At 75.1% G+C, this 16,179-nt stretch carries 10 protein-coding genes and 1 pseudogene; 2 read left to right on the top strand and 9 right to left on the bottom strand.

All coding sequences use genetic code 11. The features are described from left to right. Positions 1 to 105: 105 nt before the first annotated feature. On the bottom strand, positions 106 to 3,438 hold the full coding sequence (locus QA634_RS32710) for a S41 family peptidase (RefSeq protein ID WP_265576475.1): 3,333 nt from the start codon (positions 3,436 to 3,438) through the stop codon (positions 106 to 108). Positions 3,439 to 3,723: 285 nt separating this feature from the next. Here QA634_RS32710 and QA634_RS32705 point away from each other — a divergent pair, with 285 nt between their 5' ends. Both QA634_RS32705 and QA634_RS32700 read left to right on the top strand, forming a co-directional pair. Beyond that, positions 3,724 to 3,909 carry a YegP family protein gene (locus tag QA634_RS32705; RefSeq protein WP_012336116.1) on the top strand — a complete coding sequence of 62 codons (186 nt, stop codon included), beginning with the start codon at positions 3,724 to 3,726 and terminating at the stop codon, positions 3,907 to 3,909. Between the two features lie 720 nt (positions 3,910 to 4,629). Continuing rightward, a complete protein-coding gene (locus QA634_RS32700; protein ID WP_012336114.1) occupies positions 4,630 to 4,902 on the top strand; it encodes a hypothetical protein in 273 nt (90 codons plus the stop codon). 47 nt (positions 4,903 to 4,949) lie between these two features. On the opposite strand, the gene QA634_RS32695 is transcribed toward QA634_RS32700, so the two are convergent. The 8 genes and pseudogenes from QA634_RS32695 to QA634_RS32660 all read right to left on the bottom strand — a co-directional run. Then, complete coding sequence (locus tag QA634_RS32695; protein ID WP_012336113.1) at positions 4,950 to 6,110, bottom strand: ABC transporter permease; 1,161 nt, start codon at positions 6,108 to 6,110, stop codon at positions 4,950 to 4,952. Then, on the bottom strand, positions 6,107 to 7,132 hold the full coding sequence (locus tag QA634_RS32690; protein ID WP_012336112.1) for an ABC transporter permease: 1,026 nt from the start codon (positions 7,130 to 7,132) through the stop codon (positions 6,107 to 6,109). Before QA634_RS32690 ends, QA634_RS32695 begins: the two co-directional genes overlap by 4 nt. Continuing rightward, complete coding sequence (locus QA634_RS32685; RefSeq protein ID WP_445928395.1) at positions 7,129 to 8,955, bottom strand: ABC transporter substrate-binding protein; 1,827 nt, start codon at positions 8,953 to 8,955, stop codon at positions 7,129 to 7,131. Before QA634_RS32685 ends, QA634_RS32690 begins: the two co-directional genes overlap by 4 nt. Positions 8,956 to 9,055: 100 nt before the next feature. Continuing rightward, on the bottom strand, positions 9,056 to 9,949 hold the full coding sequence (locus QA634_RS32680) for a hypothetical protein (protein WP_012336110.1): 894 nt from the start codon (positions 9,947 to 9,949) through the stop codon (positions 9,056 to 9,058). Further along, entirely contained in the window at positions 9,949 to 11,823 is a 1,875-nt protein-coding gene (locus tag QA634_RS32675) for an ABC transporter ATP-binding protein (RefSeq protein ID WP_012336109.1), read from the bottom strand. Before QA634_RS32675 ends, QA634_RS32680 begins: the two co-directional genes overlap by 1 nt. Beyond that, complete coding sequence (locus tag QA634_RS32670; RefSeq protein ID WP_012336108.1) at positions 11,820 to 13,835, bottom strand: glycosyltransferase; 2,016 nt, start codon at positions 13,833 to 13,835, stop codon at positions 11,820 to 11,822. The genes QA634_RS32675 and QA634_RS32670 overlap by 4 nt, the downstream gene beginning before the upstream one ends. Further along, the gene (locus tag QA634_RS36025; RefSeq protein WP_012336107.1) at positions 13,832 to 14,956 is read right to left on the bottom strand and encodes a glycosyltransferase family 4 protein; all 1,125 of its coding nucleotides are present in this window, start codon (positions 14,954 to 14,956) and stop codon (positions 13,832 to 13,834) included. The genes QA634_RS32670 and QA634_RS36025 overlap by 4 nt, the downstream gene beginning before the upstream one ends. Before the next feature lie 12 nt (positions 14,957 to 14,968). Next, a pseudogene (locus QA634_RS32660) lies at positions 14,969 to 16,168 on the bottom strand (glycosyltransferase); the annotation flags it as partial. Between the last annotated feature and the right edge of the window lie 11 nt (positions 16,169 to 16,179).

Here is a 16,179-nt window from a genome sequence, read left to right as displayed (position 1 = left end):
GCCCGCGCTCTTGGCGGCCTGCGCTCTTGGCGGCCCGCGCTCACCGGCTGAGCGCGGGCCGTTCGCGCATGAGGGGGCCGACGATCCGGCGCTCGCCGCGCCCAGTCAGGGCGTGGTGCGCGGTTCCGGCGCGGCGATGGCGGCGTTCGCCGCCGGGGCCGGCCCGCAGGCGGCGCCCCCGGCACCGAGCAGGGCCGCCACCGCGGCCTCGAGCTGCGGGTCGCGGCCCTCCGCCCAGGCGGTGGGGTCGGAGGGCACCGCGACGTCCGGGAGGATGTCGGTGTTCTCGAGGAGGCGCCCGTCCGCCCGGCGGATCGCCAGCTGCGGCAGGCCGTAGGCCAGCCGCGGCACGATCGGGGAGGGCACCCACCACACGAAGGTGCCGGTCCCCGCGACGGGGTCGCCGATGAGCGGCCCGATCCCGAGGTCGCGGTAGCCCTGCGGGAAGATCGAGGCGTCGGAGTAGCTCGCCGCGTTCATCAGCACGGCGGAGGGCTTGGTCCAGCGGTTGGCCGGCTCGGCCTGAGGCGGCCCGGAGCGCGGGCTGAAGGTCAGGTAGGGGCGCCCGGACAGGAGCGTGAGCAGCTGGTTGTGCAGGTTGCCGCCGCCGTTGAAGCGCACGTCCACGATCAGCCCCTCCGCCTGGGCGAAGCGGCCGAACAGCTCCGCGAAGGTGCGGCGGTAGGAGCGCGCGTCCATGGCGCGGACGTGCACGTAGCCGAGCCGCCCGCAGGAGCGGGCGACCACGGCGTCCCGCCGCGCCCGCTGCCAGCGCTCGAAGGCGAGGTCCCGCTCCCGGTCGAGGCTCACCGGGGCGCGACGCTCCCGCACCTCGCTGCCGTCCGGCTTGCGGAAGGCGATCTCGACGAGCCTGTTCGCGCGGCCGCGCAGCAGGCGGTGCACGCCGCCCGCCTCCGGGATCGGCGCCCCGTCGATCTCGGTCAGCACGTCCCCCGGCGCGAGGCGCGTACCGGCCGCGTCGAACGGTCCCCCGGGCAGGATCGCGGCGACCCGCATGCCCGGCCCCGCATGGGCCTCGTCGTAGTAGAGGCCGAGCGAGGCGGTCCGCTCGTCGGCGGGGATGGCGGGGACGAGAAAGGCCCCCGTATGCGAGGCGTTGAGCTCGCCCGCCATCTCCGAGAGCAGTTCGGCGAGGTCGCGCGGATCCGCGAGGGCGGGCAGGAAGCGGGCGTAGCGCGCCTGCGCGGCCTCCCAATCCACCCCGTGCATGCCGGGATCGAGGAACTTCGCCCGGGTGAGGCGCCCGTATTGCGCGAAGGCCTCGCGCAGGGTCCGGGCCGGGTCCCGGGCCGCCTCCACCTGGACCCGCACGCTGCGCACCGTGCCGCGGGCGAGGTCGATCTCCTCGAAGCCGTTCCGGGACAGGGCGTAGAGGCTGCGCTGGTCGCGGCTCAGCCGGACGGGACTCGCGCGCTTGGAGGCCACGCCGGAGAACAGGATGCGGCGCCGGCCGAGCCGCAGGTCGCGCAGCGTCCCGGTCAGCATCCAGCCGTCGCCCGCCGGAGTCTCGGCCTGCTCGACCGTGAGCACGCCGACGCCGTCCGCCATCAGGCCGGCATGGACCACGTCGCCGGGCGCCTGCGAGAGCCGGTACTGCCGGTCCTCCAGCCCGTCCGGATCGAAGGTGGGGAGCGCCGGGCGCGCGGCCCGCTCGGCCTGAACCCGCTCGGACGGCGCCGGGCCCGTCCCGGAGGGGCGCGCCGGACCGTCCGGCTCCGCCACGACCGGCAGGCGCAGCCGCGCCTCGAACGCCTCCCGGGCCCGGCGGGAGGTGAAGACCGCGTCGACGTCGCTGCGGGCGGCGTCGCCGAGGGCGCGGTGGAGCGCGCTGGCGTCGCTGCGCCAGAGCAGGAAGCTGCCATCCGCGCTCCACTGCGCGTCGCCCTGGGCCTCGCCGGCCGGAGCGACCCGCAGGGGCGGGCGCGACCCGTCGGCGGGCACCACCGCGACGTTGGTCGCGAAGGATTGCTCGCCCTGGATCGGCAGGGCGAGCCAGCGCGAATCCGGCGACCAGGCCAGCCACCAGCGGCCATCGTCGTAGGCGTAGAACCGGCCCGGCGGCACGACCTCCCGGTCGGCGCCGCTCGCGAGATCGAGGATGTGCACGGCGGCGCGGTCGAGGACGTAGGCGAGGCGGCGCCCGTCGGGCGCGTAGCGCGGCACCAGCGCGTCGCCCTCGGCGCTCGGGAGCCGGCGCTCGACGAGGCGGGTCGCCTGCGCGAAGCCGGTCTCCTCCGGCACCGCGAGGCTCGTCTCGTAGAGGCCCCAGCGCCCGTCCCGCTCGGCCGCGTAGGCGAGGCGCCGCCCGTCCGGCGAGAAGGTCGGGTTGCGCGCCTCGCCCGGGCCGCGGGTGATCCGCTTGACCGATTTCCCGTCGCGGGCGGCGACGGAGATGTCGCCCTGCGCCACCAGCGCGACCTCCTGGCCGGTCGGCGAGACCGCGAGGTCGCTGAACTCCGAGCTGCGGGCCGGGACCTCGCCGGCGAAGGCGGATTCGGTCACCGTGACCGGGATCACCTCGGGCTCGGCCGCGCCGCGCGCCAGCCGGTAGAGCGCCCCCTCGCGCGCGAAGACGAGGTCGCCCTCCGCCGAGGCCGAGAGCCAGCGCACGGCGCCCTCGGCGAAGAAGGTGAGTTGGCGCGGCACCCGCTCGGCGAGCGAGAGGCGCCAGACGTTGAGCGAGCCGGAGGCCTCGCTGAGATAGGCGATCTCGTCCCCCGGCAGCCAGACGGCGTTCCGGCTCTCCCGCGTCCCCTCGGTCAACCGCTCGTGCCGGCCCGTCGCCGCGTCGTAGAGCCAGACCTGGCGCACGGCCCGGGAGACCTGGTGCTGCCGGAAGCGCTGCTCGACGTTCGGGCTCGTGTAGAGGAGGCGCTTCCCGCCCGGGTCGGAGCGGGCGTCGAGGGCGGCATTGGGCAGGACGAGCGTCTCGCGGCCCCCGGCCAGCGGCACGGCGTAGACCTGGCTCGCCATCTCGGTCCGATTGGGCGGGGCGAAGGTCCGGGCCGCGTCGCCGAGGCGGCGGGCGGCGAACAGGACGCGGCCGTCCGGCGCGACGCTCATCGGGCGCTCGTCGAGGCCGTACCAGGTCAGGCGCCGGATCTCGCCCCCGGCGGCCGGCACCGCGAAGACGTTCAGCGCCCCGAAGCGGTCCGACGCGAAGGCCAGGGTGCGGCCGTCGGGCGACCAGGCCGGCGCCGCCGCGTGGGTTCCGGCGGGCGTCAGCGCCGTCGCGGCGCCGCCGGAGGCGGGGACGATCCAGATCTGCCCGCGGTGCCGGAAGGCGATGCGCGTCCCGTCGGGGGAGAGTGCCGGCTCCCGCAGCCAGAGCCGGCCGCTCTCGGGCGGCGCGTCCGCGCGGGACGCGGCCGCCGCGAGGCAGGCCCAGAGCAGGAGAAGGACGAGCCTCGCGCGCATCGACAGGGACTCCCCACCGGGGCCGACCGGCCGGACCTGGACCATGAGCCCAGGTCGGCCATAACCCCAGGCCGAACATGACCCCAGGCCGAACATGACCCCAGGCCGAACATGACCCCGGGCCGGCCATGACCCGAGGTCAACATTGTGTCGCGGCGGCGCCATGCAGCCGAGCCATACGTCGGCTCGTCTCGCCGGCCCGTGCGAACGGGCACCTGCCGGATGCGTTGCCTCGCCGCCGCGGCTCCCCATCTCCCCGGGCGGATCCACGCGAGGAGGGACGCGATGCGCTTCGAACTCTACCGGGATGCGGGCGGGCACTGGCGCTGGCGGCTGCGGGCCGCGAACGGCGAGGTCGTGGCCGATTGCGCCGAGGGCTACGTCCGCCGGGAGGATTGCGAGCACGGCATCGCCCTGGTGAAGGGCGCGGGCCAGGCCTCGGTCGTCGACATGACCCTCAAGATGGCGTGAGGTGGACGGCTCAGGCGGCGACGCTCCGGATATCGGCGCCGCCCGACGGCTGCGAGGAGGCCCCCAGACGCTCGACGGCCACGATGCGGCCCTCCGCACCGAGATCGATCACGAGGCCGGGGGACCTCCTCGCGCGCGGCGATGGGCGTCTCGGAGAGACGGAGGAGGAGGGCATCGGCCTCGCGGTGATCGTGCATCGTCACGTCCGCCGCCTGCCTCGGTCGAGGAAGGCTGTGAGGATCGCGCAGCCTGCGGGTTCCGGTCGATATACCCCGCGAAAAACGCGTCCGCCGCGCTCCGGGACAGACCGGACAGCGCGCACCAAACTCGGATCGACCGGATCGGGCTCGGTCGTTAGGGGGCTCACGACCGCGCGCTCCACCGAGGCCGCGTCGAGCTGGCGCTCCGCCATGGCGACGCGGGCGTGAGCCAGGGAAACGAACGCCATCATCGGACCCCCCTCCCACGGGACACCCGTCCGGGCCTTCCCACCAACCGGCCGTGAAGGTTCCCGTCGGCCCGCCCATTCGGGCCGATCCGCGGACGGACGGCGCGGGGCGGTGCCGTCCCCCATCGTCGATCGCTGGCGGAAGGCGAATCCCTGGGCCGCGTCGGCCCGCCGCAGCGCGGCGTCGCTGCACCGCGGCAACGATATGGTCCGCGGGGCGTTGAGGGGCCTCGCGTCACCGAACGCCTCACCGAAGACGCAGGAGCTTCCCAGTGCTGAAGACCGTGATCCTGGCCGCCGGCCTCGTGCTCGGCGGGGCCGCCCTCGCACCGCAGGCGGCAACCGCCGCGCCGGCCCCCGCCGAGACGGCCGCGGCGGCTCCCACGACCTGGGTGCAGTACGGCTATTACCGCCGCCATCACCACCATTGGGGCCGCCCCTACGGCTACCGCCGCTACGGACCGCCCTACGGCCGCGCCTACGGCTACCGCCGCCATCACGGCTTCTACGGCCATCCCCATCGCCGCGGCTTCTACCGCTACTGAGCGGGCGGGGCCGGCGCGGCCGGCCCCCTTCGGCCGATGGTCCGGGCTCAGTGATACGGGTCGGCCGCGTCGCGCAGCCCATCGCCCAGGAAGTTGAAGGCGAGCACCACCACCACCACGGGCAGGATCGGCAGCAGCAGCCAGGGATGCAGCTGCACCGCCGCGAGGTTCTGGGCCTCGTTGAGCAGGACGCCCCAGCTCGTCACCGGCGGCCGCAGCCCGAGCCCCAGGAACGACAGCGCGGTCTCGCCGAGGATCATCGAGGGAATCGACAGGGTCGCCGAGGCGATCAGGTGGCTCATGAAGTTCGGGATCAGGTGCCGGCCGATGATCCGCGCCTTCGAGGCGCCCATCAGCTCGGCGGCGCGCACGTAATCCTCCTCGCGCAGGGCGAGCAGCTTCGAGCGCACCGCGCGGGCGAGGCCCGGCCAGTCGAGCAGGCCGAGGATCAGCGTGATGCCGAAGAAGACCAGAACCGGGCTCCAGTTCGGGGGCAGGGCGGCCGAGAGGGCGAGCCAGAGCGGCAGTTCCGGCAGCGAGCGCAGGATCTCGATCATCCGCTGCACGAGGTTGTCGACCCAGCCGCCGAGGTAGCCCGCGAGCCCGCCGAAGAAGAGCCCGAGCGCGAAGGACACCGCGATGCCCACGAGGCCGACCGTCAGCGAGATCCGGGCCCCCGCGACGATGCGCGAGAACAGGTCGCGCCCGAGCCGGTCGGTGCCCGCGAGGAACAGGGTGCCGCCCTCCGGCGGGCAGACCAGGTGCCAGTCGGTGCGCACCAGCCCCCAGAATTCGTAGGCCTCGTCGCGGCAGAAGAAGCGCAGCTTCTGCACCGTGCCGCGGTCGACCGTGTAGTCGCGCTGGAAGCGCTCCAGGTCGAACGAGAACGCGTAGGGATGCGTGTAGGGCCCGACGAAGCGGCCCTCGTGGAACAGGTGCACGGATTGGGGCGGCGCGTACAGGAAGTCGCCGTGGCGCTTGGCCGGGTCGTAGGGCGCGAGCACCTCCACGAAGGGGATGAGCGCGTAGAACAGGACCAGGATGAGCCCGGCCGCCACGGCCACCTTGTGGCGCTTGAACTTCCACCAGGTGAGGCGCCACGAGGAGGCGCGGTCGAAGACCTCGCTCTCCGCGCCGAGGGGCTCGGTGCGGCCGGGATCGAAGGGGGCCGGGTCGACGAAGTGGCGCGGGCGAACCTCCAGGTTCATCGGCCGGAGCCTCCGAGGCGGATGCGGGGGTCGAGCCACGCGAGGAGCAGATCGGAGATCAGCATCCCGATCACCGTGAGCAGCGCCACGAACATCAGGATGAAGCCGGCCAGGAACTGGTCCTGGCTCTTGAGCGCCGCGAGCAGGATCGGCCCGACGGTCGGCAGGCTCAGCACCAGCGAGACCAGCACCGAGCCCGAGACGAGGTGGGGCAGCAGGTTGCCGATATCGGCGATGAACGGGTTGAGCGACATCCGGAACGGGTACTTGAGCAGCGCCCGGGTCGGCGGCAGGCCCTTGGCCTTGGCGGTGACCACGTATTGTTTGCCGAGTTCGTCGAGGAGATTGGCGCGCATGCGGCGGATCATGGCGGCGGTGCCCCCGAGGCCGATCACCAGGGTCGGCACCGCCAGGTGGGCGAGGAGCGACTGCACCTTGTCCCAGGTCCAGGGCTGGCCCGCATAGGCGCTGTCGTAGAGCCCGCCGATCGAGATGCCGAGCCAGCGATTGGCGTAGAACAGCATGATCAGGGCGAGCAGGAAGGACGGGGTCGCCAGCCCCAGGTAGCCGATCAGGGTCGCGACGTAGTCGCCGACCGAGTATTGCCGCGTCGCCGAGTAGATCGCGATCGGGATCGAGACCACGTGCACGAAGATCACCACCGCGAGGTTGACCACCAGGGTGAGCCAGAGCGCGTCGCCGACCACCTCGCGCACCGGCCGGTCGTACTCGAAGGACCAGCCCCAATTGCCCTGGAGGAGGCCGTTGAAGAGGCCCTCCGGGTTCGGCCAGACGCCGATCCAGCGCAGGTACTGCTCCCAGACCGGGCGGTCGAGGCCGTATTGCTGCATCAGGAACTGGGCCTTGGCGACCGAGGCCGCCTCGCCCTGCGAGCGCAGCTCGGCGATCTGGTTGGTCAGGAAGTCGCCCGGCGGCAGCTTGATGATGAAGAAGACGAGCGCCGAGATGACGAGGAGCGTCATCGCCATGGTGAGGGTGCGGCGCAGGAGGTAGCGGATCACCGGGCGGCCTCTTTGCGCTCGGGGCCCCAGAAGAACTCATCCATGCGGTAGACCCCGATCATGGCGGTGGGCTTCCAGCTGTAGGTCGCCCGGTCAGGAAGGTTGACGAGGCGGGTCTTGGCGACGACCGGCTGCAGCGCTCCCGCGACCGTGCCGATCACCCACTGGTTCTCGGCCCGGTTGCGCAGCATCTCGCCCCAGATCCGCGCCTGCATGGCGGCGTCGCCGGTCGCCATCCACTGCGCGTTGAGGTCGAGGAGGGTCTTGGCTTCCGGGATGTCGACCGGCTCGCCCTCCTTGCCCTTGGTCTCGACGAACTGCCCCCATTTCGGCCACGCGTAGGTGTCCTGGTGGACGGGGGCGAGCTCGTCCGGCGGCATCTCGGCGGTCGGCATGGCGAGGTCGAGCCCCTGCGCCGCCACCATGGTGGTGAGCCCCGCATAGGCCCGGTTGCGCAGCACCGTGCGGTCCTGGGGCTTCACGAAGAGCTTGACCCCGACCTCGCGCCAGAATTCCGCGATCAGGGTGAGCCCGTCGGTGAGCATCATGCTCTCGCCGTCGGTCTCGACCACGATCTCGAGCTCCCGCCCGTCCGGCAGGAGCCGGATCCCGGCGCCGTTGCGCGCGCCGAGCCCGACCGTGTCGAGGAGCCGGGAGGCCTCCTCGGGATCGTACTGGGCGTGGAGCGTGCGGTATTCCGGCTTGTAGAGCGGGCTGCCCTCCACGACCGTGTCGTTCCCCTCGGTGCCGAGCCCGAACAGGAGCGCGTTGTTGAGGGTGCGCCGGTCGATGGCGAGCGACAGGGCGCGCCGGAAGCGCACGTCGCGGTTGAGCCTGCGCCAGACCGGATCGGCCGCGGTCAGGTTCGGGTAGAGGGCGATCTCGGAGCCGCGGGCGCTCGGCCAGAGATGCGTGCGGTAGCCCTTGGCCCGCTCGCCCTCGCGCAGGATCGGGATGTCCTCCATCGTGAGGCCGCGGAAGAGCAGGTCCGCCTCGCCGGCATTGGCCTTGGCGGCGAAGAGCCCGGCCGCCGCGATGTCCATCAGCACCCGGTCGACGTAGGGGAGCTGCTGGCCGTTGCGGTCCACCCGATGGTAGTAGGGGTTGCGCACGAAGACGAACCGCGCGGCGGGGGCCGTGTTGGTCACGCGCCAGGGCTGCAGCGTCGGCAGGTCCGGATTGGTCTGCTCGAACATCGCGTCGAGCCGGTTGTGCAGGGTGGCCCAGCCCTTGACCTTCTGCGCCTTGACGGCGGCGTCGAGGTCGTTCTTCGGCGCGTAGCGGGCGTGGAACTGCTTCAGGTAATGGGCCGGCCGGTAGATGAAGGGGTCGCGCGGCGAGGCGAGTTCCGGCAGGAAGCGCGGGTTCGGCCTGTCCCAGGTGAAGCGGACGCGCAGCGGGTCGAGCACCTCGAAGCGCGGCAATTGCCCGTCCACGATCATGAATTCCGGCGGGCCGGAGGGGCTCAGCTCCTTGTTGAGGGCGACGTCCTCCCACCAGTAGCGGAAGTCTTCCGCCGTGAAGGGCTGCCCGTCCGACCAGCGGTGGCCGGCCCGCAGCGTGAAGGTGAAGACCTTGTCGTCCTGCGACTCGTACTGCGCGAGGAGGTCGGCCTTGAGGGCGAGGCTCTCGTCGTAGCCGACGAGCCGGGCGTAGCTGTAGGCCGAGATGTAGCGGATGTCCCGGGGCTTGGCGACGAGGGTGACGATCTCGCCGCCCGGCCGGCCGAGCTCTCGGCCGGCCGCCGCGAGGTCGACGACCAGGGGCTCGGCGGGCAGGCGGGCCGCGGCGGTCTCGTCGGCGGCGCGGGCGAGGCCCGGCAGGAGGAGCGCCAGGGCGGCGAGCGCCGCGGCCGCCCGCGGGCGCCCCGCGCCGCCATCCCGCCCGCCCCGCCCCCGAGAGGCCGCTCCCGCCGCCAGACCGTCATCTCGCCTCTCCCGAACCGGGTGCTGCCAGCGCCACGTAGGTGATCCGCGCCGGCGAGTAGCCGGTGGCGGCGTGCAGGTCGTCGAACGGGTGGGCGAGCCGGATCGCCGCCCGCGCCGCCCGCGCCTCCTCGCCGTCCGGCCGGTAGACGAAGTCCCGCCCGTTGCGCCGCCAGCGCACCGGCTCGGGGCCGGCGGCCTCGTCGCACAGCATCGCGATGGTCGGGAAGGCCGGCCCGCCATGGGCGTGGAGCCGGTGGGCCGCCGCGTCGTCGTCGAAGATGAGCCGGGTCAGGCCGCGCGCCCGCGCCTCGCGCACCCGCCGCGCCTGGCTGATGTGGTCGTCGAAGAAGCCGACCCCCTCCGCGAGGTCGAGCCCGCCGAGGTCGCGCTCCGACCAGTCGCCCGCGTGGTAGCGGGCGCGGCGGTCGCGGTAGCGCAGCCCCGACAGGTCGGGATCGAAGCACAGGATCTCGGCCTCCGGGCAGGCCTGCCGGGTGATCCAGGTGGTGAGGCCGCGGAACACGCCCGATTCGATCACGACGGGCGGGCGCAGGGCGCGCATCAGCACGTAGAGGCACAGGGCGCCGTTGAAGCCGTTGCCGCCCCGGCGCTGGGCCACCGGCGCGGCGCCGATCAGGTCCCAGAAGGTCTCGATGGCCGGCCGCGCCCCGCCCGGCAGGGAAAGGCCGCAGGCCGCGAGGTCGGCGTCGAGCCGGGCCGCGGCGGCGGCGAACAGCGCCTCGGTCTCGCGGCGGGAGAGGGGCCGGTGCGCCCAGTCGGGCACCGCCGGCACGAGGTCGTAGCCGAGCCGGTCGAAGAGCGGGCCGAGGACCCGCCGCCGCAGGCGCTCCAGGAGCGGGTGCGGCCGGAGCGCGGCGCCGGGGGGCATCACGCCGCCTTCCGCAGCGCCGGCCCCGCCACGCGCACGCGGTGGCCGGGCGAGACCTCCTGCATGGTCCCGGTCTCCGGGCCGGCGAGGCGGAAGGGCTCCGGCCAGGCGGCGGGGTCCGAGAAGCGGTCGCTCATCAGCAGCTTGAGGTCGAGCGGGTGGTCGAGGTCGGGCTCGGGCACCGCCGCCAGCAGCGCCCTCGTGTAGGGATGCACGGGGTTGCGGAACAGGGCCGCCTTCGGCGCCTCCTCGACGATGAAGCCCCGGCACATCACCGCGATCGTGTCGGCGATGTAGTCCACCACCGCGAGGTTGTGGGAGACGAACAGGTAGGCGATGCCCAGGCTCGCCTGCAGGTCCTTGAGCAGGTTGAGCACCTGCGCCTGGACCGAGACGTCGAGGGCCGAGACCGGCTCGTCGCAGAGCAGCACCCGCGGCTTGAGGGCGAGGGCGCGGGCGATGCCGAGGCGCTGGCGCTGGCCGCCCGAGAAGGCGTGCGGGTAGCGCCGCAGCGAGCGCGCGTCGAGCCCGACCATGTCGAGGAGCTCCCGCGCCCGGGCGTAGCGCTCGTCCGGCGTGCCGACGCCGTGGATGCGCAGGGGCTCGGTCAGGATCTCGTAGACCGTCATGCGCGGGTTGAGCGAGGAGAACGGGTCCTGGAAGACGAACTGCACCGCGCGCCGGAAATCCTTCAGGTCCCGGTCCTTGAGCGCGAAGACGTCGCGCGGCCCGCGCCCCGAGCCGTCGTCGAAGCACACGGTGCCGCTGTCGGGCCGGAGCGCCCGCATGACGATCTTCGACAGGGTGGTCTTGCCGCAGCCCGATTCGCCGACGAGGCCGACCGTGCGCCGGGGCCACAGGTCGAGGCTCACGCCCCGCACGGCGTCGATGCGCCGGACCGTGCCGCTGAACCAGCCCGCCCGCAGGGTGAAGGACTTGCGGATGTCGCTGATCGACAGGAGGGGCCCGGCCGGGTCGGGCCGGGGCGGCTCGCCGGCCTTGCGGGCGAGGACGGCGCTGCGGACCTCGCGGATCGGGGTGAGCCGCTCGCCCTCCTGCATGTGGAAGCGCGGCACCGCCTTCATCAGCGCCTTGAGGTAGGGGTGGCCCGGGCGGCGGAAGATGTCCTCGCGGGCGCCCGCCTCCGTCACCCGGCCGCGATAGAGCACCACCACCTGGTCGGCCATGTTGGCGACGACCCCGAGATCGTGGGTGATCAGCAGCATCGCCATGCCGGTCTCGGCCTGAAGGTCGCGCAGCAGGTCGAGAATCTGGGCCTGGGTGGTGACGTCGAGGGCGGTGGTGGGCTCGTCGGCGATCAGGAGGGCGGGCTTGGTGACGAGCGCCATGGCGATCATGGCGCGCTGGCGCAGCCCCCCCGACAATTCGAACGGGTAGGTGACGAGGGCGCGATTCGGGTCGGGGAAGCCGACGCGGGCGAAGACGTCGGCGGCCCGGGCCCGCGCCTGCGCGGCCGAAACCTCCGCGTGCAGCCGCAGCGCCTCGATCACCTGGTCGCCCACCGTGTGGAGGGGCGAGAGCGAGGTCATCGGCTCCTGGAAGATCATGGCGATGCGCCCGCCGCGGAGCGCCCGCATCTCGGCGGAATCGGCGCCGAGCCGCGCGATCTCGGCGACCCGGCCGGTCGCCGGGTCGGTGAAGCGGATCTCGCCCCCGGTGATGCGCGCCGCCTTGGGCAGGATGCGCAGGATCGCCTGCGCGGTGACGGACTTGCCCGAGCCGGATTCGCCCACCAGCGCGACCGTGCGCCCGGCCGGCACGTCGAGCGACAGCCCGTCCACCGCCCGGAACGCCCCGGTATCGGCCGAGAAATCGACCGTGAGATCGCGGATCGACAGGAGCGGTGCCGTCATCCTGATCCTTTTCGTTGGTTGGGGCCGTCCTCATCCGAGGATGGATCCCTTGCCATGACCTTAATGTCGGTTTGTGACACGCGCGACGGCCCCGGCGCAAACAGGTCCGCGGCCCGCGCGAGGCGGATCGCCGGATGCGCGGCGAGGCGATCGAGCAACGCCGCGCAGAACGTCCAGGTTGCGGCGTCCTGGGCGGCGTGGTGGGTGAGGAGGCCCACCGGCTCCCCCCGCCCCGCCCCGGCCAGCAGCGTCGCGGCCGCCCGGGGGATCAGCCCGGCCGGGTCGGCGAGGGGGCGCCCCGGCGCGTGCCACGCCACCGGGTCGACGTGGGTGTTGACGATCGCGAGGCCCGGAGGCGCCGGCCCGCGCGGGCCGAAGGTCGAGAGCCCCGCGTAGCCGAGCGCCGGGAGGCGCGGCACGAGGTCCGGCGCGATCCGGTTCCAGGGCGGCACCAGGACCGGCAGGGGCGGGCGGCCGAACCGCTCCCGCGCCAGGGCGAGCCCCTCCCGCGCCTCCGCCGCCAGGGCGGCGGGCGGGCGGCCGGGAGCGAATTCCGCCCTCTTGCCGGAGGGGGCCCGGTCGGCGTGGGCGAGGCCGTGGACCAGGAGGTCGATCCCGGGCTCTCCCGCGAGCCGGGCGGCCAGGGAGGGCGCGGCGAGGCCCGGGATCGCGGCCAGCGCCAGCGGCCAGCCGGCGGCGCGGTGCAGGGCGACCAGCCGGTCGAGGGCGGGGGTGTGCGCCGCCGCGTCGTCGTCGCGCCACCACAGCGTCGCGGTCAGGCCCTCCGCCGCGAGCCGGGCCAGGGCGGCGTCGAGGGGCGACCAGTCCGGTCCCGCCGCGAGGGCGGGGGCGGGGGTGGGGGCGGGGGCGGGGACGGCCAGCATGGCCTCCACCAGGGCCACCGTCCGGGCCGCCCCGTCGAGGGCGAAGGCCGCGCGCGGGGGCGCCGGGTCGGGCGAGGGGGCGAGCATCGCCGCGACGGAGGCGGCGAGCGCCTCCGGCCCGAGCTCCGCCTCCGGCAGCACCCGGGCGAGCCCGCGCGCCGCCAGCGTCTCGGCGCGCAGCCGCTGCTCGGTCTCGCCCCCGGCCTCGAAGGGGACGAGCAGGGCCGGGCAGCCGCCGCGCAGGAGGTCGAGCACCGTGTTGTAGCCCGCCTGGCTGACCGAGAGCGCGGCCGAGGCCAGCAGGGCGCGGAAATCGGTGCGCGCGCGCTCGACGATCGCGTTCGGGGGCGCCGCGTCGCGCAGGGCCGCGAAGGCTGCCTCGGGCACGGCGCGCCCGACCAGCACCCGCCACGGGAGGTCGGGCAGGCGCCGCGCCGCGCCGAGCGCCGCCCGCTGCAGGGGCAGGCCGGCCGCGCTCGACCCGCCCGAGACCACGATGCCGGACCGCGCCGTCCCGGCCGGGAGACCCTCGCCCGGCGCCTCGTCGACGTAGCCGGTGTAGCGCAGCAAGGGGCGGAGCGCGTCCTCCACCGGCCAGGAGGCGTCGAGGGGCAGGAGGTTCGGGTCGCCGTGGACCAGCACGGCGTCGTAGGCGGCGAGCCGCGCGCGGGTCGCGGCGGCCCGCTCCGGCCGGCTCGGCGGGGCGAGGATGTCGCGCACGGAGGCGAGGAGGAGCGGCCGCGGCCGCCGCGCCCGCGCGGCCTCGACCAGCGCGTCGAACTCCGCGGCGAGCACCCGGCGGCCGAACGGGTAGAGTTCGGTGATCACCGCGTCGGGCGCGGCCTCGTCGAGGGCGGCCAGCAGGGCGGCGCGGCGGGCCGCGAGGGTTCCGGGCGCGACGGGGGTCCCGTCCGGTTCGAGGAGGCGCGTGAAGGCGGTGCCGGCGATGCGCAGCGGCGGCAGCTGCACGAGGCGGATCCCGTCGAGGCGGGGCAGGGCGGCCGGCATGCCCCCGGAGACGAGGGTGACCCGGTGCCCGGCCGCCGCGAAGGCGCGGGCGAGGGCCGCCGCGCGGGTGAGGTGGCCCGCCCCGAGGAGATGCGTCACCGCGACGAGGAGGCGGCTCATGCCGGGCATCCCGGCAGGGCCGCCAGGGCGGCCCGCAGGCGCGCCGCGGCGGCGGCGAGCCCGCGCTCCCCGCGCGCGAAGGCGAGGGCGGCCGCGCCCATGGCGGCGCGGCGCGCCGGGTCGGCCGCGAGGGCCCGGACGGCATCGGCCAGGGCGGCGGCCTCGCCGGGCGCCGTGACGATGCCGGTGATCCCGTCCCGGACCACGTCCGGCACGCCGCCGTCGCCGCCGGCCACGACCGGGCAGCCATGGGCCTGCGCCTCCAGCAGGACCATCCCGTAGGCCTCCCGCACGGCAGGCCAGACCAGGAGGTCGGCCGCCCCGTAGAGGCGCGCCAGGGCGGCGGGCGCGAGGGCGCCGTGGCGGCGCACCCGCGCCCCGAAGGGCGCGAGGAGCCGGCCCACCTCCGCCGCCGCCGGCCCTTCCCCGGCCACGTCGAGGCTCCAGGCGAGGTCGCCGCAGCGGGCGAGCGCCTCCGCGAGGAGGCGGTAGGAGGCGAGCTTGTCGCCCTCGCGCATCATCGCGACGGTGAGGAGCCGCAGGCCGGCGCCGCCGGCCGGGCGGGCGGGGAGCGGCCAGTCGGACGGGTCGAGGAAGGGGGGCAGGGCGGCGAGGCGCTGGTGCGGCGGGCGCGCCGCCTCCAGGGCCGGCCGGTCGCGCCGGTTCATCACCAGGACGAGGTCGGCGGCGTCGAGGGCGGCCTCGGCGCCGGCATGGCCGACCGCGTGCGGCCCCGCGGCGCGCTTGGGCGCCCGGGAGCCCTCCGCGACCACGTAGGGGATGCCGAGCGCGCGGGCCACCTCCGGGCCGATCCAGTCCGGGGCCTTGTAGTAGACGTGGTAGGTGAACCAGAGCCGGGGCGGGGCGTCCCGCCACGCCGCGACGAGCCGCGCCGCCTCGGCGCGCGCGGCCTCGCGCAGGGCCGCGTGGCGCGAGCCCTCGGGATCGCGGCTGCGCAGGCCGCTCGCCAGGAACGGAGCGAAGCCCGCCTCGGCGAGCGCCCGCAGCAGCAGCCGCGCCATGGTGCGCTCGCCCGAGGGCACCGGGTGGTCGGGGGGCTTCAGCGGAGCGTAGAAGGCGATGCGGGGCGCGTCCGGTCCCCCGCCGCGCGGCGGGCTCACGGTCCCGCCCCCGCGCAGCAGCCCGGCGATCCGGTCGAGGCCCTCCTCCGCCCCGAACTCCGCCCGCAGCCGCGCCCGCGCGGCCGGGTCGCGGGCCAGGAGGTTGAGGGCGTTCGAGAGGGCGGCCCAGTCGCCCGGCGGCACCAGCCGGCCCTCGATCCCGTCGCGCAGGAATTCCGGGATCCCGGCGAAGTCGGTCGCCACGATGGCGAGGCCCTGGGAGGCCGCCTCCATGATCACGTTCGGCAGCCCGTCGCGGTCGCCCGAGGGCGCGCGCTTGGCGGGCAGCACGAACAGGTCCGCCTCCCGCAGCAGCGCCACCACCTCGGGCTGGGGCTTCGCCCCCAGGAAGGCCACCTGCCCCTGGAGCCCGAGGGCGGCGGCCTTGGCCTTGAGCGCGGGGAGCGCCTCGCCGCTGCCGACCTGGGCGAGGCGCCAGTGCAGGCCGGGCGGCAGGGCGGCGAGCGCGTCGAGGAGGTCGTCGAAGCCCTTCTTGGCCACCGCCCGCCCGACCGTGACGAGGCGCAGCGGATCGGCCGGGTCGCCGCCGTCGCGGGGCGGGCGCGCCGCGGGGGCTTCGGGGAAGCGCCGCAGGTCGAGGCCGTGATAGACGAGGCCGATCCGGTCGGGCTCGGCCGCGAGGCCGCGCAGGCGCTCCGCGCCCGCCGCCGTGCAGGTGACCGCGAAGGTCAGGCGCGCGTCGTCGAGCTTCTCGGCGAGTTCCCAATCCGGCGTCGTCCAGATGTCCTTGGCGTGGGCCGAGGCGCTCCAGCTGCGCTCGGTGAGCAGCGCGGCGTAGCGGGCGACCGAGGCCGGGGTGTGGAGGTAGTGGACGTGGATGTGGCGGACGCCGTCCGGCAATTCGCGGGCCAGCACCAGCGCCTGGCCGAGGCGGCGGAGGCGGTTGCGGGTCGGGTCGCGCCTGAGGTCGCGCCAGACCAGCCCAAGCAGCGCCCGCAGGCGCGGCCGGAAGAGGGCCGACAGCAGCCCGCGCGCCACCCGCAGGGGCGCCTCGTGCAGGTATTCCGGCAGGTAGGCGACGGGGGCGCGGATCTGCCGGTGCATCGGGTGCACGGCCCCGTCGTGCGGCCGGCGCAGCGACCAGATCGCGAGCGGCAGCCCGCGGGCCTCGAGGCCGAGGAGTTCCTGGGCGATGAAGGTCTCGGACAGGCGCGGATAGCCCTTGACCAGGACGGCGATGGGAGCGGGCATCGGGCGGCGCG

The organism is Methylobacterium sp. CB376, from assembly GCF_029714205.1.
Lineage (GTDB): Bacteria > Pseudomonadota > Alphaproteobacteria > Rhizobiales > Beijerinckiaceae > Methylobacterium.
The sequence above is the reverse complement of the archived record's forward strand: the minus strand, read 5'-3'. Positions and strand labels throughout refer to the sequence as shown.